The sequence below is a fragment of the Sulfurimonas sp. genome (assembly GCF_041563035.1).
Classification (GTDB): Bacteria; Campylobacterota; Campylobacteria; order Campylobacterales; family Sulfurimonadaceae; genus Sulfurimonas.
The window spans coordinates 22945-46779 of record NZ_JBFFNS010000007.1; the positions used below are offsets into that span (position 1 = coordinate 22945).

Sequence of the window (23835 nt, forward strand, 5' to 3'; positions counted from 1 at the left end):
AAAATTAAAAAAAGCATTTTACCTCTTTTTAGCCAATAGTTGCCTAAAAACAATCCTACAGCTCGACAACAACCCTATTTCTGCCTGATTCTTTTGCTTCATAAAGAGCATTATCTGCTCTTTTAAAAGTAAGGTTGGTATCTTCTCCGGCATAATACTTAGTTAAACCAATTGATGTTGTAACATTAATAGTATCTTGTATTTTTGCTTTTTCTACATTAGCTCTTAACTTCTCTGCTATCATTTGAGCTTCATCGAGTTCAGTATTTTTTAGCATAATAACGAACTCTTCTCCACCCCATCTAGCAACAACATCATTGTCTCTCAAAGAGTTTTTAAGGACATTAGCCACATCTTTTAGTGCTTCATCCCCGACTTGATGACCATAAGTGTCATTTATAGATTTAAAATGATCAATATCTGTAATCAGTATAATAAAATTAGTATCAGCTTTTCTTTGATGAAGAGCTATAGAAGTCATTAACTCATCAAAATATGTACGATTATATATTTGTGTTAGAGGGTCAGTAACATAGAGTACTTCAAGAAGTTTTTTATTTGTAATGTCCTGATAAACAGCATTAAACTCCACTATTTCTCCGTCATTATTCAGAATAGGAGTTATTCTTGACTGCACCCATCTACTTTCACCTGATGAAGTTACATTTTCAACTTCACCTGTCCAAGATTTATTATTTGTAATAGTATTCCAAAGTTCTTTATAGACTAAGTCAGGTAATTTACCACTTTTAAAAACAGAAGGATTTTTACCGATAAGTTCACTCTTGTCGTATTCAAAAAATTCACAAAACAGACTACTAACGTCTGTTATTTTTCCATTTGCTGAAGTTTTCATCACCATAATATTTTTGTCTATTATATCTCTGTCATTTTCTAAAATCTCATTTAACTCATTTACTTTATTTATCTCTTTTTGGAGGGAAAGTTTTACTTCATGAAGCTCACTGATATTGTAAATAGAGACCATGACTTTATTTTCATTCACTATGTATGGGGAAATCGTTACTTGTTGCTGCATTAACTTCAATGCTGTTCTAGTGACTTTATTTCGAGTGATTGGTATGAAAACAGTGTTGGAGTTTGAGTCATAAAAAGTAGGAGTGTTTAATCTAAGTGCAGTTCTTATTTTGCGAAGTAAAATTTTATAGTTAATATCCGGATAAAATTCTTGGAGATTTTTACCGATAATATCTTCACTTGTTATTTGAGTATTGACACTTAACCATCTATTCCAATAAGTTACCGTGAAGTTCTCATCTATTACAAAATGACCGTTTTCTAAAGAGTTTAACAAAATCTCTGGACATTTTAAACCATCCATTACGAATACAACTCTTCTATTTTTTTGTCTATCAGATCTCTTAGACTTGTAATGGCTTCATCTTTTGTAAGTATAAAGATATTTGCACATATATTTTGATCTTTAAACTCTAACTCTGTACTTACAACTATAATTTTTGAATAACTAGTGATTTCATCATCATCTATGATATTTGATGCATTTAGAAAATTGGATGTCGGTGCGAAAAACTGAACCTGAACATCCAACTCTTCTGTCAAGCGACTTATTATTGAAGAGGTCACGATATTTGTAAGTTCCATAACGGCGTCAGTAATATCATCTTTTAAAGGCTCTTCTATGTCGTATAGGTGTGCTCCTAAATTACTTGCAGAATCCTCGCTTATGATAAACACACACTCTCCACCAAATTTACCGGAAAAAAGCTGTTTCATCACATAGTAATTTAAATTTTTATCTATATTATCAATAACAACTTGATTCAATTCACTCATATCTTGAATAGAGATATTCGGTATATGCATAGTACCAAAAGCATTTAGGAGTTCAGCCACATGAGAAGTCGCCTGACCAATCGAAATATTCATAAACTCTTTTAATGCGTCTATTTGATCTTCGTTGAAATTTATACTATTCAAAAATTAACTACCTTTTTATACGATTAAATCATTAATGAAAATGTTTTGCATTTTCTCATCATTTATTGGTTTGGGACACATGTTTTTAGCACCAAGTTTTAAAACTCTTTCTCTTGCTACAGGTTGTATGTCTGCACTCACAACTATAACTTGAGCATCTGAGTCTATCTTCATAATCTCCGCCAAAGCTTCATAACCATCCATTACAGGCATAGTAAGATCTAAAAATACTACACGAGGCATCTCTTTTTTAAATACTTCTACTGCTATCGCCCCGTTTTCTGCTTCAAAAAACTCCGTAGCCGGCTCAACATTTTTCACTGATTTTATGAGTGATAATCTTGCAAGCTTTGAGTCATCTACAACTAATACTTTCAAATCTGTAAACTCCATTCTTAGTCATGTGATATAACTTTAATTAATTCATTATATTCTACCATAATTAAATAAATACTTTAGATTTTTGGGAGACAACAATTAAAAAGCTTAATATGTTTAAATTGAAAAAGTTTTACCCATTTTTAACAAACATTTGTCTAAAATTCAACTACTAAAATAAAAGGCTCTCTCATGGTTGTTACTCGTTTTGCTCCTAGCCCTACCGGCTATCTTCATATTGGTGGTTTAAGAACTGCTCTTTTTTCGTACCTTTGGGCTAAAAAAAATGGTGGAAAATTTGTTCTTCGCATCGAAGATACGGATAAAGCAAGAAACTCAGAGGAGGCTTCAGATGCTATTTTAAAGGCGTTTGAGTGGTTAGGTTTAGATCATGACGGCGAGATAACTTACCAATCACAAAGAGATGAGATATATGCTAAATACATCAAACAACTTTTAGATGAAGGCAAAGCCTACAAATGTTACATGTCAAAAGAAGAACTTACAGAGCTTCGTGAGACTCAGATGGCGAACAAAGAGCGTACTATGTATGATGGTCGCTATCGTGATTTTGATGGAACTCCGCCAGAAGGTGTTGAACCAGTTATCCGTATTAAAGCACCTCTAACTGGAGAGGTCTTAGTTAAAGACGGCGTTAAAGGTAATATTAGTTTTCAAGCCCAAGATATCTTAGATGATTTTGTAATCGCAAGAGCTGATGGAGCACCTACTTACAACTTTGTTGTAGCTATTGATGACCACTTAATGGGAATCAATGAAGTAATCCGTGGTGATGATCATCTCTCAAACACTCCAAAACAGATAGTGGTTTATAAAGCTCTTGGATTTGATATTCCGATGTTTTACCATGTTCCAATGATTCATAACTCTGCAGGGAAAAAACTATCTAAACGTGACGGTGCTACTGATGTTATGGCATATAAAGAGATGGGTTACACTCCTCAGGCACTACTGAACTTTTTAGTTCGTCTTGGCTGGAGTCACGGAGATCAGGAAATATTCTCTATGGAAGAGATGATAAACCTTTTCAACCCAAAAGATATAAACAAATCAGCATCTATTTATAACACTGAAAAGCTTGACTGGTTAAATGCTCACTACATCAAAAATACATCAAACAAAGAGTTGGCTCAACTTCTAACTGAATATGGTCTAGTTCTAACTTCACATGATAAAATAGAGATTCTTCTAGATGCTGTTAAAGAGCGTGCAAAAACTTTAAAAGAGATGGTAGAACTCGCACAAGAGATACTAGCCACTCCTACTTCTTATGATGAAAAAGCTGTTAAAAAAGCATTTAAAGATGACTCTGTTGTTATTTTAAATGCCTTTGGAGCAAAAGTCGGTGCTTCTGACGAGCTTCACCTTCCAAGTGATTACCATCACCTAATGGAGAGTGTTGTAAATGAGATGGAGATAGGCTTTGGAAAAATCGGTCAGCCACTTCGTGTAGCACTTCTTGGAAAAATGAGTGGTCCAGGACTTGATGTTGTAATGGCAGTGGTAGGCAGAGAAGAGACTATGCTTAGAATCGCAAATGCTATAACTGCAAACTCTTAAAACTTCCCCCCCCCAAATAAGCAGATAAATTTTTATCTGCTTATTAACATTGCATTAACAAACTGATAACACTTCACTTACACTTAGCTTATATACTTTTGTCATTAAACCTAAAGGATAAAAATGAAAAATATATTATTAGCAGGATTAGTAGTAGCTGTCATGACAACAAGTGCAATGGCAGGTAAAAAAGTGACTACTACAGTGTCTCTTACAGATGAGCAGCTAGATACATTGGTATTTATTTATCAAGAAGAAAAAGTTGCTCGTGACACATACATCACACTTGGAAATATGTATTCAAACCAAAATGTTTTTGCAAATATTCAACTATCTGAACAAGAGCACATAGACAAAGCTGAAATTCTTTGTGACAAATATGGTGCTGATACATCTAACATCGACGAGACTAATGTTGGTCAGTTTGTAGTTCCTGTTTTACAAGAGCTTTATGACACATTGATAGCACAAGGATCTCAATCAGAACTAAGTGCCTTGATGGTTGGAGAGTATGTTGAGATTACAGATATTGATGACATTGAACATGCCCAAGTCGGTATGCCTAGTGATGTAGTAAAAACGTATGAAAACCTAAAAGAAGGTTCTATAAATCACCTTGCAGCATTTCGTAGTGCAATAGACGCATATAACAGCTCTAACTAATGTTGAAAATTCTTTCTCTTTCTCTTTGTCTTGCAAGCTTTTCGCTTGCAAGCGAAGTAGATTTAAATACTCCAAGCAGAGCTGTCCAATCTTACTATGATGCTATAAATGAAGGTGACTTAAACTCACTCTCAAAAGTAATGGTAAAAGAGTCTTATGATACTGATGTGCAAGTTTATGCTCTGTCTATTGCCCTTAAAAACAAAGAGTTTCACAAGACACTAAAACAGTATAGTGAGAGTGAGACGGCAAAACAGAGTGTTCTACAAGCTGTAGAGAAAAAGTTACAAAATAGAAAAAAACGAGACATCGTAATAAACAAAGAAGTCCCAATCGGGAAAAATCGTGTAATGGTTCGTTTTAGCGAAAATTTAAAACCTAAACAGTTATACCTAAGTCACCATCCTGAGGGCTGGAAAATAGATTACTTAGCAGGTAGAAAAACAAACTAAGATACCTTTTAAATAACTCTTCTTGAACTAAAAGTGCCTGTGAAGTTTAATAATAAGTAGGTAAACTTCTGATTATGGAACTACTATTAGAATTTTTCACAGCCTTGTATGATCTTAGCAATGCAATGGCTCTTTATATCATCTTCGGTCTTGCCTTTGCGGGAGTTATGCACGAACTTGTACCTGAGACACTTGTGACAAAGCATCTCGGACGTGAGAGCATCAGCTCAGTTATAAAGTCCACCATCTTTGGCATCCCTCTTCCCGTCTGTTCTTGTGGTGTTATACCTTTAGCATCTAGTATCAAAAAAAGTGGGGCTTCAAAGGGTGCGACTCTCTCATTTCTTATCTCTACACCCATTACTGGAGTCGACTCAATCCTAGCTACTTACGGTATGTTTGGCTGGATATTCACTATCTATAGAGTTATAACTTCTATGGCTATCGCTATGGTTGCAGGAATACTTACAAATATCTACGACAAAGAGATAATCCCTGAGGAAGTAGAAGAAAAAAGTGATAGTTGTTGCTGCTCTAGTTCTTGTTCATCAGAGGGCGAAGTCAAACAAAGGTTCTCATTTAAAAGAGCTATGGAGTATGCCTTTGTAACTCTTCTTGGTGATATTGCAAAAGCTCTTTTTTGGGGTCTTATCATCGGAGCACTTATTACTATAGCTATCCCTCAAAACCTTAGTGATATTCTTAGAGAATACTCATGGCTTTCATACCTGATAGCAATCGCTATTGCGGTACCTATGTATGTTTGTGCCACTGCATCTCTGCCTATCGCTGCGGGACTTATGCTTAGCGGAGTAAGTGCTGGAGCTGCTTTTGTGTTCTTAAGTGCAGGTCCTGCTACAAACACCGTTACTATCGGTGTAGTTAAGAAGATGCTAGGGACAAAGTCTCTTTACATCTACCTTGGAACTATCATCTTAGGAAGTGTTCTTTTTGGTCTTGGACTTGATTTTGTGTTTGATATCAACTCCATAGATGCCAAGTCTCTTATCCATATGGAAGAAGAAGCCGGTCTTTTAGAGATAGCAAGTAGTCTAGTCTTATGGAGTTTGATGTTATACTTTGTATTAAAATCATATTTTAAAAAAGCTTCAAATGAATAACAAACCAATCACCCTAAAAACTATTTACAGACTCATACTAGAGAAAAAACCTGCACTTATTTACGGTCAAATAATCACACTCTTAGCTATCTTAGTAAGTGTACCTATTCCTCTTATGCTACCGATAATGGTTGATGAGATTCTTTTAGACAAGCCTGCTCATTTTGTAGATGCTATCGACTTCTTCCTTCATGGAACAACTGCATTTTACTATATTGCAATCGTAACAGTTGTAGTTATCTTACTGCGTTTTATCTACTACTTTCTTGGTGTGATCATCACTAAGATCTTTACCAAAATATCCAAGCACGTTACCTTTATGATTCGTAAACGTCTCATAGAACATCTTCGTATTGCATCTATGAATGAGTATGAGACACTAGGTTCAGGCGCAATAACATCAAACTTGGTAACTGATGTAAACACTTTAGATGCTTTCATCATCACAAGTGTGAGCAAGTTTGTTTCGTCCATCTTAACTCTGGTTGCTGTTGCTATTGTTATGATTGTAATCGACCCTGTTTTAGGGATATTGATTTTGATTATTCAGCCTATGATTATGCTTATGAGTAAAAAGATGGCGAAGATCGTCGGTAATCTGAAGAAAGACGAGAACAATGCAATAGAGAAGTTTCAAGATAACATCGGAGAGACTCTAGACCTCTATGGACAGATAAAAGCATCTAACAAAGAGGATTACTTTTTTACTGATGCTATCTCTCATGCTAAAGAAGTTCAAACAACATCAAATGCGTATGGCTATAAAAGTGTAGCGTATGAAAAACTATCTTACACTATCTTTTTAACAATGTTTGAAATCATTCGTGCATCTGGGCTTATCCTTGTAGCTTACAGTGATCTGAGCATCGGTATGATGTTTGCGATGTTTGGCTATATCTGGTTTATCATGACTCCCGTTCAAGACATTCTTTCCATGCAGTACAGCTATGCATCTGCAATGAGCGCGATAAAGAGAATAAACAAGATACTTACCCTAAAAACTGAGAAGAGCGGAGACAAAAAGATAGAGTCTAAAAAACTGGAAATCTCTATAAAAGATTTGGACTTCGCATATTCAAATGAAAAACCCATCCTTAAAAACATCTCTTTAAACATAGAAGCCGGATGCAAGATAGCACTTATCGGTGCAAGTGGAAGTGGTAAAACAACTCTCGCGCAAGTAATTTCAGGCTTCTATGCAAAAAACAGCGGTTCGCTAAAGTACAACGGCATGGACATAGAAGAGATAGACAAAAGCTCACTAAGGCAGAGGATATTTTTAGTTCTTCAGATGCCAATCCTTTTTAACTCTACTCTGAGGTTTAATATAACTATGGGTGATGAAAGTATAAGTGATGATGATATTTATAAAGCGCTAGAAATAGCTCAACTAACGGATATGATAGAAGAAATGTCAGAAAAACTAGATACCATCGTAGGTCGTCACGGTATCAGATTATCGGGTGGTCAGAGACAAAGACTTAGCATCGCAAGGATGATTATCGCTGATCCAAGTGTAGTAATCTTTGATGAGTCTACATCAGCACTCGATGTTCACACTGAGGCAAAACTACAAACGACTATAGCACCGCTTCTAAAAGATAAAACAGTTATCACCATCGCACACAGACTAAGCACAGTTAAAAATGCTGATATTATTTACGTTTTAGATGGTGGAAAGATAGTTCAGCAAGGAACTCATGAAGAGTTGGAAGCCGAAGAAGGGCATTATATGGAATTTGTGAAAAAGCAGTTATTATGACAAAGAAATTTCTTCTTTTTGACAACGACGGCGTTTTAGTCGAGACTGAAAACTGGTACTACGAAGCAAATGTAAAAGCCCTGGCAGAGATAGATATAGAACTAACATTTGATGTCTATATGGAGATAATGGCAAGAGGCGGAACTGCTTGGGAAGTAGCCCGTGCGCAAAATATTTCTCACTCTATCATAGATGCACAAAGAGCTAGAAGAGATGTCTACTACAGAGAGTTTATAAGAAGTGAACACATCGAAATAGAAGGTGTTGTTGACACTCTTGAAGAACTCAAAAAAGAGTACAAGATGGGAATCATAACTACTGCAAGACGAGTAGATTTTGACCTTATACACAATGAGCGAGACATCATAAAGTTTATGGACTTCTCTCTTTGTGTAGAAGAATACCCTCGTGCAAAACCACACCCTGACCCTTACTTAGCGGGTATGAAAAAGTTTAACGCTATGAAAGATGAGTGTTTAATCATAGAGGACTCTCAAAGAGGACTAACATCTGCCGTAAATGCTGAGATAGAGTGTGCGATAGTTGAAAATGAGTTTACTAGAACTCATGACTTTTCAAAAGCCACTTATCATATTGAGAAGTTTTCTGAGTTACCAAAACTGCTTCTAAGTATATAAATTATTGAAGAGATTAAGGGACATATAAATGTACCTATTTATGAACCTATAACCCCATCTCGTTACGCCTCTCCTGAGGTGTGACGCATCATTGTATTTATTTACTTCTATATGCGTTCCATCTCGGGAGAGATGGAACGATAAGAATCTTCACTCGAGTTGGGATTGCCCTAATTGCGGTTCTATTGCTGCATGGAACGGAGCCAGATGTGTTATTTGTGGAATAATGAACGATGAATAGTTTCACACTAATAAATGCCTATGAGATATTTATTAGTGTATTCAACCCTTATATTTCATAAATTCAATTTGACAATACGTACGATATATGGTACCATACTAGAATAAGAGGAGTTTTTATGACAAAAGTTATGACAGTTAGCCAAGCCAGAACTAATATATATAAAATAATGGATGAAACAGCTCAAACGCATCAGCCTATTATAATTACTGGAAAAAGAAACAATGTTGTGATGATTTCAGAAGAAGATTGGAACGCAATAGAGGAAACTTTGTATCTAAATTCAGTTACTGGTATGGCAGATTCTATAAAAGAAGCCATGAACGCTCCTGATAGTGAATTTAGTGAAGATATTGAATGGTAAACTATAAAGTTCTCTATTCAAAACAAGCTTTAAAAGATGCAAAAAAACTCTCATCTGCTAACTTAGACAAGAAAGCTAAAGAGTTGATTGAGCTCATAAAAAACAATCCATTTCAAAAACCACCTCCATATGAAAAATTGGTTGGAAATTTAACAGGTTCTTATTCAAGAAGAATAAATATTAAACATAGAATAGTTTATGAAGTTAGAGAAAGTGATAAAGTTATTAGAATATCTAGAATGTGGACGCACTATGGAGAGTAAGGTTTAACGACTAATATAGCCCAGTGAATACATTCCCAATCTACTAAAAACTGTCTCCTAAAAGTACTCTGTTACTTTTATAGAGTATACTGCTTTCATGAGACTAAGAAGCCTAACTACATTAGCGCTACTGTTTGTAATCAGTTTTTCTATCGTACATGAGTATGTTTATGCAGCTTATGATGATGACCACTGCAGTGCCATAGAGTATGTTAGTGAGTTTGACAAACCCTCATCTCATGAAGACCTTTGTGATATTCACTTTGAGTATCATCAATCCTATCTACTTTCTCAAAATACACATTTACCAGATGTAGACTTTAAAACAACTACAAATAAAATAGACAAAGAAACATACAACTTCAAAACTCATTTAGAATTTTACAAACCCCCTATCTCATAACCTGTAACCCAACTAAATACAAACTATATAATTATTACAGGAACAATAATGATAAAGATATTATCAGCAGTTGTTCTAATCTCAGCATCACTATTTGCACAAAATTTTGATGCGTTTTTAGACAACGCACTAAAAAACAGTCCTTACTTAAAGTCGTCAAATTTGAGTTTGTCTCAAGCACGCGAGCAAGGTTCTGTTATAACTAGATACAAAAACCCGTCTTTAGAGTTAGAGTACTCAGCTTTTAAACCAGATAACTCTAGCGATGACAATGGTTACAGAGCTGCCTTTACTCAGCCAGTAAGGTTATGGGGAGTCGGTAGTGATTCAGAAGCTTACGCAGATGCCACTCTACAAAAAGCTGCATCTGATTATTCACTAACATATGCAGAGTTCACTCGTGATATCTCTATGCTCTACACGGAATATGCAAACCAGAGAAAAAAGCTTGAACTAGCTGGAGAAGAGTTGGAGATTGCAAAGCATATATATGACATCTCAAAAGAGAGAAACAGTGCCGGAACAATCTCTAGGGGCGTAATGCTTCAAGCACAAGTTGATTATGAGATGGTTGAGATAAAAGCACAGGCTCTTAACATTACTATCCAAGAGACATATTTCAAGCTTCTTAAGTTTGCAGGCATCTCTAAAGAAGTAGAACTTGATTTCAAACATGAGTTTAAACTAGACTCGGATGCAGACTCTCTTAATAACCCAAACATAAACTATCTCAAAAGTTACAAAGAAGAAGCAAAAGCTTCCTCGCAGATAAACTCAAACAAAGTTAAGTGGGTAGACCTTACAGCTGAGTTTGAAAATGAACCAGATCAAAATATTATGAGAGTAGGAGCTTCTATTCCTCTTGCTATTTTTAATACTTCATCAGAAGAGATGCAAATAGCAAAACTCGAAGCAGATAAAACTGAACTTCTTATAGAAAATGAAAAGGCAAAGATATCTATAGAAAATATCAAACTAAAAAAACAGAGAAAGCTTTTAGTGCTTTTAAAAAACAAAAATGAAGAGACTCTGAAGACTCAGACAAAACTTCTAAAAATGTTTGAAGATGGATACAAGATAGCAAGTACAAACCTGCTTGAACTTCAAAACATCAAAAACAGAGTTATCAAGACAAAAGAGTCTCTCATAAAAATCGACACTGCACTAAATCAAAATGCAATCACAACTAACTATATTGCAGGAGCATATAATGAATAAAATATTTTTACTATCAATCACTTTAACCCTTACACTTTTTGCGATTGAGATACCGACTAAACATGCCGAGCAAAGAGCATTTGGAAAGTCTGTAGAACTAAACGCGCAGATAATTCAACTCTCAAATGCTTCACAGTCTATCATGTCGCTTGTCGGCGGTCACATAGAAGAGTATTACGTAAGAGTCGGGCAAAGGGTTAAAGAGGGACAAAAAATAGTCCTCATAGAGTCTATAATGCTCTCAAACATGACAGCAAACTTTATCTCTCAAAAGAAACAACTCCAAGCACAGGAGAAAAACTACCAAGCTTCAAAAAGTCTATATGAAAAAGGTATGACTTCGATGCAAGAGCTAAATACTCAAAGCATCAAAAGAGATGAAGCAGAAGCAAAACTTACATCACTAAAGTCTCAGCTTAACACTTTAGGAGTAAATACAAATGAGTTAAAAGGCGCTTCTCCAAACTTTATACTTTACGCTCACAGTGAGGGCGTTGTATCAGAGATACTTCAGCCTCTGCACTCCAGTATCAAAGAAGATACTCCTATCATCTCTGTTATAAAAAGCCAAGCATTTTATCTGAAATCTTTCTTGCCCTTAGAATATGCATCTAAGGTTAAAATAGGACAGAAGATAGTTATAAAGACAAATGCTAAAAACATCGTCTCAAACGTAACACAGATACTTCCAAATGTAGATGAGAAGACTCAAAGAATAGTTTTACTATCAAGCATAGATGAGATTACAGACAACCTATATGTAAATGCTTACACATCATCAACACTCTACTTTAACTCTACAAAAAAATATGTAGCAGTAGAAAAATCTGCTCTGTCGTTTTTTAATAACGAATGGGTTGTGTTTGTTCCAAAAGAGGATGAACATGAAAAGCACGAAGGACATGATGAAGAAAAACATGAAGCAACATATGAAGCTCGTGTTATCAACATAGTGACTCAAGATGAAGAGTTTGCCGCAGTTGAAGGTTTAGAGCTGGATGAGAAATACGTTAGTGACAAAAGTTACTATGTAAAATCACAACTACTTAAATCTTCTCTTGGCGGACACGGTCACTAGGGAGATATTATGTTAAATAGACTCATTGATACTTCTCTAAAGTACAAACTCTTAGTAATAACTCTTTTCATTGCCATAAGTGCCTTTGGTTTTAAAGCCTACCAAGATATACCAGTAGATGCTTTTCCTGACATCACACCTAAACAGGTTGTTATCTATACTGAGAGTCCAGGTAACTCTGCCGAAGATATAGAAAAACTCATAACTTACCCCATAGAGTCAGCCCTCTCAGGGATGGCGGGAGTTAATATGATAATGTCAAACTCATTTTTTGGCTTATCATATGTATCTGTTTTCTTTGAAGACGAGATGGATATTTACTTTTTACGTCAACTTGTAAGTGAGAGACTTGGAAGTGTAGATATTCCAAAGGGTTGGGGTAAACCCGAACTTGGTCCAAACACTACAGGTCTAGGACAAGTCTTTTGGTATAAACTCCAAGATGCTACTGGTAAACTATCTCTAAAAGAACTACGAGAGATGCAAGACTACATAGTTACACCTCTACTAAAGAGTGTTAGTGGAGTTGAAGAAGTTATCGGTTGGGGTGGAGATGAAAAGCAGTACAATGTACTCATCGACACTAAAAAACTCCAAAACATCGGAGTAACTTACGAAGATATAATCACTGCACTTAAAAAGAGCAATCAAGCCGCCGGAGGACAATACCTAGAGTTTAATCGTGAACAGTATCTCATCCGTGGAGCAGGTCTTTACAAGTCGCTTGATGACATAAGAAACTCTGTTATAAAATCAGATGAAGGTCAAGCCGTAACTATCGGTGATGTAGCAACAGTTGAGACTGGCTCGATGCCACGTTTTGGAGCGGTAAGCATAGATGGACGCGAAGCGGTAATGGGAATGATTCTTCAACGCAGTGCGACCAATGCCGCAAAAGTAGTAGAACACATAAAAGAAAAACTCCCTACAGTTAACTCTGCACTTCCAAAAGGTGTCAGTGTTGAGGCTATTTATGACAGGACTGAGATAACACACAAAGCAGTAAGTACTATGACATCTGCACTTTTAAGCGGTGTAGTCTTAGTTGCATTTGTACTGTTTCTGTTTTTGTTTGAACTACGTTCTGCATTTATAGTAATCCTATCTCTACCGATATCTCTGCTCATAGCTTTTTTACTTATGGATTACTACAACCTCTCGGCAAATCTGATGAGTTTAAGCGGACTCGCAATAGCCGTGGGGATGATAGTCGACGGTACAATAGTTGTAGTTGAGAACACCTTTAGAAAACTGCACGGTGAAGAGGGTGATTCTAAACTAAAGATCATTGCAGACTCCGCAAAAGAAGTTGCAAAACCTGTAACTTTTGCAGTTTTAATCATCGTGGCTGTATTTATCCCGCTTCTCTCACTTGACGGTCTTGCAGGAAAACTATACTCTCCAATGGCATTAAATATTGTCTTTGTAATGCTTGGCTCACTTTTTACAGCTCTTGTTTTAGTTCCTGTTCTAGCCTTTCTTCTACTAAAACCAACTAAAAATGCTGACAATGCACTGATGAGCGGACTCAAAAAACTCTACGCACCACTACTGATATTTTCACTCTCAAATGCTAAAAAGCTTTTAGCATCTGTAACTGTTTTATTTTTGGCTCTTGCCTTTGTACTTTCACAACAGGGTCGTGAGTTTATGCCTGAGTTAAATGAAGAGTCGATTATGTACAGAGTTATCTCAATCCCGGGAACAGCTCTTTCACAATCTGTAGAGAGTGCCTCTGAGATAGAGAAGCACATACTTAAAAACTACCCTAACGAAGTAAGCTCAGTTCTATCTATGATAGGCAGAAGTGAAAAGGGTGAGACAGCCCAAGCTAACTATATGGAAGTTCTTCTGACTCTTAAAGAGGGCATCAAAGATTTGCCTGCACTGACTCACAAGATGAATGAAGATTTAGAACATACCTTTGAGCAGGTTGCATTTGTTCCTACACAACCTATTGCTATGAGGATAGAAGAACTGCTTGAAGGTGTAAAGGCTGAACTTGCTATCAAGATATATGGACATGACCAAAAAGAGTTAGATGGTATCTCTAAAGCTATCCAAGAGACTATTGCCAATGTTGATGGACTTGCAAGAATGGAAGTCGAGACTCAACTTGGACAGGCTCAGATAAAGATAGAACCAAACTACTTATCTCTTTCTCGTTATGGAATCAGTGTTGATGAAGTGATGCAGGTTATTCGAAACGGTATCGGAGAAGAAGAAGCTACCGAGATGCTAGAGGGCATCAGAAGATTTCCAATAGTTGCAAAGATAAAAGATGCAAAAAAAGATATCCAAGCACTAAAAGATGTGACTCTTCGCTCACATAACGGTTCATTAGTTACACTCGACCAGATTTGTGATATCAGTATTAGTCACGGTGCTTCGTTTATAAAGCGTGAAAACCTTAGTCGTTATATGGTTCTTTCTATGGAAGTAGATGGACGTGATGTTGCTTCGTTCGTAAAAGAAGCAAACAGACTTATCCAAGAGAAAGTAGAGATGCCCACAGGTTACTACATCGGTTGGGCTGGTGATTTTAAAAACATGCAAGAAGCCACAGATAAGTTGATGGTCATCATACCGATAACTATTCTTTTAGTTATCCTTCTTTTATATACTGCTTTTAACTCTATCTCAAAAGCAATGCTCATTCTTATCAATGTACCTTTTGGTTTTATAGGTGGGATTATTGCTCTCGTTATTAGTGGCATCTATCTCTCAGTCTCAGCAATCATCGGTTTCTTAGCCATCTTTGCCATAGCTATTTTAAATGGTATCGTTTTAGTCAGCTTTATTGACCAGCTTCGTGTCAAGTTTCCCGATGTTGATTTAAAGACACTTCTAAAAGATGCAGCTCTGCTTCGTCTTAGACCTGTACTCATGACAGCGTTTACAACTCTGTTTGGGATTCTTCCACTTCTATATGCCAGCGGTGTAGGAAGTGAGATTCAGTACCCGCTATCAGTTGTTATAACAGGAGGAATTATTAGCTCGACTATACTTACACTTCTCGTTTTACCTGCTGGATATTACTTTATTAACATGAATAAACAATAAATTAAATAAAACATAACCTATTTTTAACATCGTTTAAGCTGTTGTGATTTATACTTGTTAAAGGTGGTTATTAAATATCTTTACCACTTTAAATTTATTTTTAGGAGTTTATCATGTTTCTTACTAAGTACAGTCCACTTCACGAGTTTAGAGATTTTGGGACTAAGTTTAATTCACTAATGCGTGAGTTTGAAGATGAAGAGTCTTCTTTGAATGGCTTTAAGCCTGTAGTAAATACAAGAGAGGGTGAGTTTGCCTATCATGTAGATGTTGATATTCCCGGTGTAAAAAAAGATGATCTCAAGATTAGTATAGATGGGAAGATGATTACAATATCCGGTGAAAGAAAACACAAAAAAGAGGTAAAAGAAGCTGACTATCACCGAATCGAGACATCCTTTGGAAAGTTTGAGAGAAGTTTTACTCTTCCAGATGGTGCGGATGTTGAAAATATAACAGCAACTAGCAAAGATGGAGTTTTGGAAGTAACCATTCCTAAACTAAAAAGCGAAAGTAAAAAAATTACAAATATTAAGGTTAAATAACCTCATCATAATATAAAGAGGTACAAGATGAAAGATAACTATCTTAAAATTGTATTGTTAGTTTTATTAGCGCTACTAGCTGTTCAGGGTTATTTTTTGTACGATATGAGTCGTACCCTAAATGATAAACAAGCTTCTTCAGAGCGTGCGGATTTATTTGTCTTGTCAAATAAAGACCTGCTCTTTGATTCTATTGACAAAAAAGAGAGTATGTTTTTGGAAATGGAGAAATTTCGACATGAGATGGAGAGTAATTTTCTAAATTTTGAGAATTTTTTTAATAGCATTCCATCTTTAAACGAGTTTTCTCAAAAGCTGTACCGTATGCCGAACTTTGATATGAAAGAACAGGATAATCAGTACATCATAACCATGGAGCTACCAGGATTGGAGAAAGAAAACATTCACTTAAAAACTGAAGGTGGAAAGCTCTTTATAAGTGCAAAGTCATTAAAAGAAGATGACAATAACACTACTACTTACTATCGTCATGAGAGACGTCTCAGCAGTTATAAACGCATAATAAGGCTTCCCTCAGATGCTGATGAAAAATCTATGCGGAGCGAATATAAAAATGGTTTGCTGAGTATAACTTTTGACAAAAAAAACCACAAAAATGTTACAAGCCTTTAAAGGCTTGTAACATCTTAGTCCCTACAATTTAATTAAACTTCTTAAACTTTTTTTTATTTTTTTTGATTTACAATTTCACATGTAGAACTTGATAGTAAGACTGTCAAGGTTATGCCTACTAAGACTATCAAGTACTACTAAATCTTATGTTTAGGAGTTTATTATGTTAATTACTAAATTTGACCCGTTTAAAGACTTAAGAGATCTAAATAGAAGATTCTACAATTTAAGTCATTCGTTCCCTAATGTTGATATAGACCGCGAGTCATCTATATCTGGATTCACACCTGAAGTTAACACTCGTGAAGGTGAGTTTGCATACCACATTGATATTGATTTACCAGGTGTTTCAAAAGAAGACATTAAAATAGATATAGAGGATAATACTCTAAAGATATCCGGTGAAAGAAATTTTAAAAATGAAGTAAAAGAAGAAGACTACTATAAAGTAGAGACATCATTTGGGAAATTCCAAAGAAACTTCACTATACCGGATAATGTAGATGCAGAAAACATAGATGCTTCTTCAGCTGAAGGTGTTTTAGAAATAGTTTTACCAAAGATAAAAGAGCCAGAGAAAAAGGTTAAAAGTATAGAAGTTAAATAGGAGTTTATTATGAATTCTTCAATTAAATCTATAAAAATAATTATCGCTGTTTTAGTTATGGCTATCATTGCCATAACTACTCAAGCACATATGAGTAATGGTTTTCAAAATACAAATGATGCAAACCTGTCTAAAGCACAAGAGAGGAGCCTGTATTCTCATCACTTAGATCACTTTAAAGAGTTTCATGAGATGCAAAAAGAGTTCGATAGAATCTTCAGTAAATTCAACTCTCATTTTTTCGATGATGTACACTTTAAAAGTGAATTTAAAGATGATTTTTTTCATAGACCATTAATAGATATGACCCAAACAGATAAAGAGTATAAAATTAAAATGGATATACCAGGTGTCAACAACAGCACTATAAAAACAATAGTTGAAAACAATACTCTAACAGTTAAAGCCGAAGTTGACAAAACCACAGAGAGTAATTCCAGCTCATTTATGAAAAAAGAGAGATACGTAAACAAGTTTTACAGAAGTGTTATATTGCCAAAAGACGCAGACACTTCAAAGATGAAAACAGATTATAAGGACGGAGTACTGATTATTACAATACCAAAGTAAAATCATTTAAGCAAATATAAACATTCATAGTAATAAACTTTAACTATATCACTTAAGTGGAGCTATATCATGAATACAGTCACATCATACGGAGCGGCGGGAACTGTTACAGGTTCATGCCACTTAGTAAAACTTGGTCCTATAAAAATACTCATCGATTGTGGAATGTTTCAGGGAGAAGGAAGTAACGATGGTCAAAGAAACTATGAGCCTTTTGAGTTTGATCCTGCTGAGATTGACTTTCTTATAATCACTCATGCACATCTTGACCACATAGGAAGAGTTCCAAAACTCATAAAAGATGGCTTTAACGGTAAGATTATTGCTACACAACCAACCAAAGACATAGCTCAAATAATGCTACTTGATAGTGCAAAAATTCTTAAAGAAGAATATAAGACTCTTAGAAGAAAAGCTCTACGTCATGGGGATGAAGAAAGAGTTTATGAACCTCTGTACACTGAAGATCATGTTAAAGAAGTATTTTTGAAGAACTGGCACACTCTAGAATACTTTGAAAAACACAAATTACCAAAACGTATAAAAGTCACACTTGGAAACGCAGGGCATATTATGGGAAGTGCTTTTGTGATGATAGACTACATAGATGACAAAATTCCTAAGCGTGTAGTTTTTTCAGGAGATATAGGAAGTAAACACAGACTAATCATCGACCCTTTAGATAATACAGAAGAAGCTGATACCCTGTTTGTAGAGTCTACTTATGGTGACAGAAAACACAGACTTCTTAAGGAGAGTATTAATGAGTTTAAACAGACTGTAATTGATACACTAGAGAGAAATGGCAATGTGCTTATTCCTTCATTTGCACTTGAGCGTACTCAGGAGATATTGTGGTTATTACATGAGATGCATGATAATAATGAGTTGCCAAAATGTCAAGTTTTTTTAGATAGTCCTTTAGCCATAAAAGCGACCAGACTCTACAACAAATACCCTATTCATCTCAGCGATGAAGTTGAATATCACACCTTGGATAACGGTGACCCTTTTTCATTTGAATCACTCAATACTATTTCTACAAGAGAAGAGTCTCGTATGATAAATAAGATTAAAGAACGAGCGATAATCATAGCCGGAAGCGGAATGTGTCATGGCGGCCGTATTATGCATCATCTAAAACATCGCCTATGGAATAGTAACAACACTGTTATTTTTGTCGGGTTTCAAGTTGAAGGAACTTTGGGACGAAGCATAATTGACGGTGATGAATATGTGAAAATATATGGTGAGGATATTGTTGTAAAAGCTCAAATACAAACAATCAACGGCTTTTCTGCTCATGGGGATCAAAATGATTTAATAGAGTGGATAGATAACTTCTCAGAGTTGAAAAATCTCTACTTGATTCATGGAGAAACTGATAAAATGGAAGCATTTAGCATAGTGATAAAAGAGAAACTAAACAAAGATGCCAACATAATGGAGTATGGAGTTTCTGTCACTCTATAGAGGTAGCATCTGGCTGCTTCTAACCCCAGTAAGGTTAAATGCACAAGGAAGTCTTAGTGAACTAGAAAAGCTCTTAAAACTAGACCTATCTCAAGAGATTGATATTATTGAAGAAAATAAAGATGAAAAAGACATAGAGCAAGATAGATATGTCAAAAAAAGGAGTTATTCAGTACAATAATGAACTCAAATAAAATATGGAGCAAATATGAAATTTCTTTTACAAGTAGACTTTCCACACCAAGGTCCTTTTGGTGATGAACTGACAAAAGCGATGAGTGATCTGGCTAAAGATATAGCAAATGAAAAAGGTTTAATCTATAAACTATGGATAGAAAACGAAGAGACTAAAGAAGCGGGTGGCACTTATGTTTTTGACAATAAAGAAGATGCTTCTAGATACTTAGAGATGCACACTAAAAGACTAGAATCTTTTGGATATTCAGACATAAAAGCTAAGATCTTCACTATCAACGAAGAACTTAGTAAACTCTCAAAAGCAGACATATAAACGAAGTAGCTTATAGCTGCTTCTCTACCAACTCAGTCTAAATTTACTTCCAACACCTATTGTAGAGATGACATCTATTTCTATTTTAAACTCATCACATATCTGTTTTACGATGCTAAGCCCTACTCCAAAACCACCTGCTAGGTCTGAGCTTCTATGATAGAGTTTAAATATCTCATCTATCTTCTCTTTTTCTATTCCTACACCTTCATCTTCGATGCTAAAAAATCCCTCTTTTAAGACAATGCTTATAGTAGTATCTGGCATAGAGTACTTTATAGCATTTGAGATAAGGTTTGAAAAAAGCAGTTCTACCCTTGTATCTATAGCCACAAGATTTGAGTCTTGCATGTCTGCTTTTATTTTGATATTTTTAGCATGGCTTAGTTCTGAGTAGTACCCTATACTTTGTACTAGTAGAGGTTTGAGGTTTAGCATCTGTGACTCTTGACTTACTCCGCTGAAGTTTAGGTAGGCAAGTGACTGGTAGATGCTGTATAACTGTTTTGTAGAGATTGATATATTTCTCAGTATTCTCTCATCATAACTCTTTTTTTGCATAGCTCTCTTTGTACTCATACCAAGTGCCGTTATGGGAGTGTTTAGCTCATGAGAGATATCTTGTATAAAAGACTCTATCTCTTTTACTTTTTGATGTATCGGGCGCATAAACAGACGTGAGAGCATCCACGAGATAACTACTATGGTTATAAATATCAACGTTATCGCAACAAGGACATTTGTTTGCAAAGCCTTTAACTCTTTATGATATTCATCTGTTCTTACAAGCACGTACTCTATATTTAAGTGTTCTTGCGGTGCAGTAGATACAAGGACTTTAAATCCATTATCTTCGAAGTATTTTTTCTCAAACACTCTACTCTCTTTTGCAGGTATAAGCAGATACTCATAATCCTCTTCCACCTTTGGAAGAACAAGAGGAGATGAAGTCATATGAGCATTTATGACAAGACCAGAGATAGTATCAGCCAGGTGTTGAAGTTTATAGTAGGTAGTATTTTCAAGTGAATTTTTCTGTGCGCTAAAGTACCAGTAACCTGACAATAGTGTAAAGAGTAGAGATGAACCAAGATATAGAGCTAAAAATGAGTAAAATGATTTTTTTTCTAACTTATTCAAACCTGTATCCTTCGCCTCTTATGTTTAAAATGTGTTCTTTACCAACATACTTTCTAAGGTCTTTTATAAGAGTACGAACTGCATCTCCAGATGGCATCTCATCATATTCCCAAAGATTTTGCAGCATCTCATCCACACTCACAACACGATGACGATTTTTGTAGAGGTAGTGAAGACAGGCACTCTCTTTGTTGCTTATATGCTGAGAAGTCTCTTTTTTTCTCACTATATGGTTTTGAGTGTCAAACACTATGCCCGAAGCTATCTCTACTAAAGAGCTGAGTCCGAAGTGTCTTTTTATATTTTCTATTCGCTGAGTAAGCTCTTCAAGGTCAAATGGTTTTTTTATAAAATCGTTTGCACCAGATTCAAAAGCTTTTTTTAGATGCTGTGTATCATGAAAAGCAGTAATAAAGATAGTAGGAGTCTCATCATTGAAACTTCTCAACTCCTTTAAAAGTGTGATGCCATCACCATCTGGGACATTGATGTCAAATATATACAAGTCGTAGTTTATCTTCTCACTAAGAACAAGTGCTTTTTTCATACTATATGTATGAGTCACGCTGTACTCTTCTTGTAAAAAATCGACCAAGATATCTGCTAAGACCGTATCATCTTCTAGGAGTAAAATTTTCATGAAGTATTATAACACACAAGAGTCATATAAAAAGTCCTCACTATCTGCTCACAAACAATACCTATAATTTAATATATAAATAACAAAAAGGAGTCTATTATGCATACTTTTGGAATACTAGGAATGGGACTGGTATGGTTAGTACTACTGTTATTAATCGTGGCTTTTGTCTACTGGATGGATAGAGACAATAAAAATGAAATGACCGCTAAAGACATACTTGATAAGAGATACGCAAATGGTGAGATTAACGAAGAGGAATACAAGGTCATTAGAGATAGTCTAAGACTATAATCTAATGTCTTTATAAAATCCTCACAAAATCCTCACAATCTATGAGTACACTTACAACATGAAGAACTAGATGCCCTAAACAAAAATGGAGGTGCGTCATGAGTGTTATAGAAACTACAATCTATACTTGTCCTATGCATCTTGAGATAAAACAAGATCATCAGGGAACATGTCCAAAGTGTGGCATGGCGTTAGAACCGATCACAGTCCAAGCAGATGAAGAAAACGAAGAACTCACGTATATGAGCAGAAGATTTTGGATAACTCTGTTCATATCCCTCCCTCTCTTTATCGTAGCTATGACAAATGATTTAGCACCGGAGCTTTTACCCGAGAATGTTTCTATGCTAAGTGTTCAATGGTTTCTTTTTATACTCGCAACTCCAGTAGTACTTTGGGGCGGATGGCCATTTTTTGTCCGTGGATACCTTTCAGTAAAAACATGGAACTTAAATATGTTCACACTTATAGCCATAGGTGTAGGTTCTTCTTATATATATAGTATATTTGCACTTTTTGTGCCTCACATTTTTCCACCTATGATGCTTACAAAGGAAGGCCTAGTCCACGTATACTTTGAAGCATCTGCGGTTATTACGACTCTAGTATTGTTAGGTCAAGTACTAGAACTAAGATCAAGAAACAAAACAAACTCTGCTATCAAAACACTATTAAACCTCTCTCCTTCAGTAGCACACAGAGTTGATATAAATGGAAATGAAAATGATGTATCTCTAGAGAGCATCCAGATAGATGATATTTTAAGAATCAAACCCGGTGAAAAGATTCCTGTTGATGGAGTTGTAATCGGCGGTCACAGCAACATCGATGAATCGATGCTTACAGGTGAAGCGATGCCAATCTCAAAATCAGTAGACGATTTTCTAATCGGAGCTACACTAAATAAAAATGGGACACTACTGATGCGCGCTGTTCGTGTCGGAAGTGACACTATGCTCGCGCAAATCATAGATATGGTAGCAAAAGCAGGGCGCTCACGCGCTCCTATCCAACACTTAGCCGACAAAGTATCAGGCTACTTTGTACCAGCCGTAATACTCTCAGCAATTTTTGCCTTTCTTGGCTGGTGGATATGGGGTCCTGAGCCTAGGCTTGCTTATGCAGTAGTATCTGCAGTAGCAGTTTTAATAATTGCCTGTCCTTGTGCCTTGGGATTAGCGACTCCAATCTCTATTATGGTAGGAACTGGTCGAGCTGCGCTCATGGGCATACTAATAAAAAACGCACAAAGTTTAGAAACTATGGAAAAAGTCTCAACGCTCGTAGTTGATAAAACCGGAACACTGACAGAGGGGAAACCTGTAATCACTGACTCCATAATTTCAGAAGGTTTTGATGAGATAGAAGTCTTAAAATACGCCGCAAGTTTGGAAAGTGTCAGTGAGCATCCATTGGCACAAGCGATAGTTAATCATGCAAAAAAAATCGGTCTTGTCTTATCTAAAGTAGAGAAGTTTAAAGCCATTACAGGAAGAGGAATTATAGGTGAGATCGATGATAAAAAAATCGTAATAGGCTCAGAAGAGTTTATCAACAGCTTATCTATCATAGAAAAAGATGTAAAAAGAGAAGCAAAAGCTCTTCGTCATGAAGGAAAAGGTGTTATCTTTATGAGTATAGATTTTAACTTAGCCGCTGTCTTTGCGATTGACGATCCGATCAAAGAATCATCTATGGATGCCGTAAGCGCACTAAAAGGCGAAGGTATTAAAATTGTTCTGCTAAGTGGAGACAATAAAATCACAGCAGATAAGGTAGCAGAAAAGCTCGGTATTGATAAAGTTTACGCAAATGTTTTACCAAATGCTAAAGCTGACATTATCAAAGAGCTTCAAAAGAGTGGTGAGATAGTAGCCATGGCTGGTGACGGAATAAATGACGCTCCTGCATTAGCTCAAGCAGATGTGGGTATAGCTATGGGAACAGGAACAGACGTTGCCATAGAGAGTGCCGGAATTACTCTTGTAAAAGGTGATTTGTTCGGCATTGTAAAACTAAGAAAACTAAGCCATGTAACTATGAAAAATATAAAACAAAACCTATTTTTTGCCTTCATATATAATAGTGTCGGCATCCCAATAGCAGCCGGTCTATTCTTCCCTCTCTTTGGTGTTTTACTCTCTCCTGTTATCGCAGCAGCAGCTATGAGTTTTAGCTCTGTCTCAGTCATAACAAATGCACTACGTTTGAGGAATATAAATATTGATTAAACTTATA

The 23835-nt window shown here is 35.8% G+C and carries 26 protein-coding genes; 21 read left to right on the forward strand and 5 right to left on the reverse strand.

Going from position 1 to position 23835, the window contains the following annotated elements; all coding sequences use genetic code 11:
* Nucleotides 1–55: 55 nt before the first annotated feature.
* From ABZC13_RS06530 to ABZC13_RS06540, 3 genes are read right to left on the reverse strand one after another with little or no spacing between them, the layout of a single operon-like run.
* Complete coding sequence (locus ABZC13_RS06530) at nucleotides 56–1342, reverse strand: diguanylate cyclase (protein WP_373001552.1); 1287 nt, start codon at nucleotides 1340–1342, stop codon at nucleotides 56–58.
* Entirely contained in the window at nucleotides 1342–1959 is a 618-nt protein-coding gene (locus ABZC13_RS06535; RefSeq protein WP_373001554.1) for a chemotaxis protein CheC, read from the reverse strand. Before ABZC13_RS06535 ends, ABZC13_RS06530 begins: the two co-directional genes overlap by 1 nt.
* Before the next feature lie 15 nt (nucleotides 1960–1974).
* Nucleotides 1975–2337 carry a response regulator gene (locus ABZC13_RS06540; RefSeq protein WP_373001556.1) on the reverse strand — a complete coding sequence of 121 codons (363 nt, stop codon included), beginning with the start codon at nucleotides 2335–2337 and terminating at the stop codon, nucleotides 1975–1977.
* A 192-nt stretch (nucleotides 2338–2529) separates the two neighbouring features.
* Here ABZC13_RS06540 and gltX point away from each other — a divergent pair, with 192 nt between their 5' ends.
* The 19 genes from gltX to ABZC13_RS06635 all read left to right on the forward strand — a co-directional run bounded on the left by gltX (nucleotide 2530) and on the right by ABZC13_RS06635 (nucleotide 19523).
* Nucleotides 2530–3918, forward strand: a complete 1389-nt coding sequence (gene gltX, locus ABZC13_RS06545; protein WP_373001558.1) for a glutamate--tRNA ligase — start codon at nucleotides 2530–2532, stop codon at nucleotides 3916–3918.
* Between the two features lie 123 nt (nucleotides 3919–4041).
* Nucleotides 4042–4581, forward strand: a complete 540-nt coding sequence (locus tag ABZC13_RS06550; protein ID WP_373001560.1) for a DUF2202 domain-containing protein — start codon at nucleotides 4042–4044, stop codon at nucleotides 4579–4581.
* Nucleotides 4581–5033 (forward strand): hypothetical protein, encoded by a 453-nt coding sequence (locus tag ABZC13_RS06555; protein WP_373001562.1) that lies wholly within the window; start codon nucleotides 4581–4583, stop codon nucleotides 5031–5033. Before ABZC13_RS06550 ends, ABZC13_RS06555 begins: the two co-directional genes overlap by 1 nt.
* 74 nt (nucleotides 5034–5107) lie before the next feature.
* Nucleotides 5108–6154, forward strand: coding sequence for an SO_0444 family Cu/Zn efflux transporter (locus ABZC13_RS06560; protein WP_373001564.1), 1047 nt, complete (start codon nucleotides 5108–5110; stop codon nucleotides 6152–6154).
* A complete protein-coding gene (locus ABZC13_RS06565) occupies nucleotides 6147–7916 on the forward strand; it encodes an ABC transporter ATP-binding protein (protein WP_373001566.1) in 1770 nt (589 codons plus the stop codon). The genes ABZC13_RS06560 and ABZC13_RS06565 overlap by 8 nt, the downstream gene beginning before the upstream one ends.
* On the forward strand, nucleotides 7913–8554 hold the full coding sequence (locus ABZC13_RS06570) for an HAD family hydrolase (RefSeq protein WP_373001568.1): 642 nt from the start codon (nucleotides 7913–7915) through the stop codon (nucleotides 8552–8554). The genes ABZC13_RS06565 and ABZC13_RS06570 overlap by 4 nt, the downstream gene beginning before the upstream one ends.
* Before the next feature lie 359 nt (nucleotides 8555–8913).
* Nucleotides 8914–9159, forward strand: coding sequence for a type II toxin-antitoxin system Phd/YefM family antitoxin (locus ABZC13_RS06575; protein ID WP_373001570.1), 246 nt, complete (start codon nucleotides 8914–8916; stop codon nucleotides 9157–9159).
* A complete protein-coding gene (locus ABZC13_RS06580) occupies nucleotides 9153–9422 on the forward strand; it encodes a Txe/YoeB family addiction module toxin (protein WP_373001572.1) in 270 nt (89 codons plus the stop codon). Before ABZC13_RS06575 ends, ABZC13_RS06580 begins: the two co-directional genes overlap by 7 nt.
* 97 nt (nucleotides 9423–9519) lie before the next feature.
* Nucleotides 9520–9825, forward strand: a complete 306-nt coding sequence (locus tag ABZC13_RS06585; RefSeq protein WP_373001574.1) for a hypothetical protein — start codon at nucleotides 9520–9522, stop codon at nucleotides 9823–9825.
* 48 nt (nucleotides 9826–9873) lie between these two features.
* Nucleotides 9874–11043 (forward strand): TolC family protein, encoded by a 1170-nt coding sequence (locus ABZC13_RS06590; RefSeq protein WP_373001576.1) that lies wholly within the window; start codon nucleotides 9874–9876, stop codon nucleotides 11041–11043.
* The gene (locus ABZC13_RS06595; RefSeq protein WP_373001578.1) at nucleotides 11036–12121 is read left to right on the forward strand and encodes an efflux RND transporter periplasmic adaptor subunit; all 1086 of its coding nucleotides are present in this window, start codon (nucleotides 11036–11038) and stop codon (nucleotides 12119–12121) included. The genes ABZC13_RS06590 and ABZC13_RS06595 overlap by 8 nt, the downstream gene beginning before the upstream one ends.
* A gap of 9 nt (nucleotides 12122–12130) precedes the next feature.
* The gene (locus ABZC13_RS06600) at nucleotides 12131–15184 is read left to right on the forward strand and encodes an efflux RND transporter permease subunit (protein ID WP_373001580.1); all 3054 of its coding nucleotides are present in this window, start codon (nucleotides 12131–12133) and stop codon (nucleotides 15182–15184) included.
* A 113-nt stretch (nucleotides 15185–15297) separates the two neighbouring features.
* Nucleotides 15298–15729, forward strand: coding sequence for an Hsp20/alpha crystallin family protein (locus tag ABZC13_RS06605; protein ID WP_373001582.1), 432 nt, complete (start codon nucleotides 15298–15300; stop codon nucleotides 15727–15729).
* A 27-nt stretch (nucleotides 15730–15756) separates the two neighbouring features.
* On the forward strand, nucleotides 15757–16362 hold the full coding sequence (locus tag ABZC13_RS06610) for an Hsp20/alpha crystallin family protein (RefSeq protein ID WP_373001584.1): 606 nt from the start codon (nucleotides 15757–15759) through the stop codon (nucleotides 16360–16362).
* 163 nt (nucleotides 16363–16525) lie between these two features.
* Nucleotides 16526–16969: an Hsp20/alpha crystallin family protein gene (locus tag ABZC13_RS06615; RefSeq protein ID WP_373001586.1), complete on the forward strand. Its 444-nt coding sequence runs from the start codon at nucleotides 16526–16528 to the stop codon at nucleotides 16967–16969.
* Between the two features lie 9 nt (nucleotides 16970–16978).
* On the forward strand, nucleotides 16979–17539 hold the full coding sequence (locus ABZC13_RS06620) for an Hsp20/alpha crystallin family protein (RefSeq protein WP_373001588.1): 561 nt from the start codon (nucleotides 16979–16981) through the stop codon (nucleotides 17537–17539).
* A gap of 69 nt (nucleotides 17540–17608) precedes the next feature.
* A complete protein-coding gene (locus ABZC13_RS06625) occupies nucleotides 17609–19012 on the forward strand; it encodes an MBL fold metallo-hydrolase RNA specificity domain-containing protein (RefSeq protein WP_373001590.1) in 1404 nt (467 codons plus the stop codon).
* Nucleotides 18990–19193 carry a hypothetical protein gene (locus ABZC13_RS06630; RefSeq protein WP_373001592.1) on the forward strand — a complete coding sequence of 68 codons (204 nt, stop codon included), beginning with the start codon at nucleotides 18990–18992 and terminating at the stop codon, nucleotides 19191–19193. Before ABZC13_RS06625 ends, ABZC13_RS06630 begins: the two co-directional genes overlap by 23 nt.
* Nucleotides 19194–19220: 27 nt before the next feature.
* On the forward strand, nucleotides 19221–19523 hold the full coding sequence (locus ABZC13_RS06635; protein ID WP_373001594.1) for a monooxygenase: 303 nt from the start codon (nucleotides 19221–19223) through the stop codon (nucleotides 19521–19523).
* Between the two features lie 24 nt (nucleotides 19524–19547).
* On the opposite strand, the gene ABZC13_RS06640 is transcribed toward ABZC13_RS06635, so the two are convergent.
* Both ABZC13_RS06640 and ABZC13_RS06645 read right to left on the reverse strand, forming a co-directional pair.
* Nucleotides 19548–20663, reverse strand: a complete 1116-nt coding sequence (locus ABZC13_RS06640; RefSeq protein ID WP_373001596.1) for a sensor histidine kinase — start codon at nucleotides 20661–20663, stop codon at nucleotides 19548–19550.
* Nucleotides 20656–21303, reverse strand: coding sequence for a response regulator transcription factor (locus ABZC13_RS06645; protein WP_373001598.1), 648 nt, complete (start codon nucleotides 21301–21303; stop codon nucleotides 20656–20658). Before ABZC13_RS06645 ends, ABZC13_RS06640 begins: the two co-directional genes overlap by 8 nt.
* 99 nt (nucleotides 21304–21402) lie before the next feature.
* On the opposite strand from ABZC13_RS06645, the gene ABZC13_RS06650 reads away from it, so the two are divergent.
* The gene (locus tag ABZC13_RS06650; protein ID WP_373001600.1) at nucleotides 21403–21597 is read left to right on the forward strand and encodes a hypothetical protein; all 195 of its coding nucleotides are present in this window, start codon (nucleotides 21403–21405) and stop codon (nucleotides 21595–21597) included.
* Between the two features lie 98 nt (nucleotides 21598–21695).
* Nucleotides 21696–23828 carry a copper-translocating P-type ATPase gene (locus tag ABZC13_RS06655; protein WP_373001602.1) on the forward strand — a complete coding sequence of 711 codons (2133 nt, stop codon included), beginning with the start codon at nucleotides 21696–21698 and terminating at the stop codon, nucleotides 23826–23828.
* The last annotated feature ends 7 nt before the right edge of the window (nucleotides 23829–23835 follow it).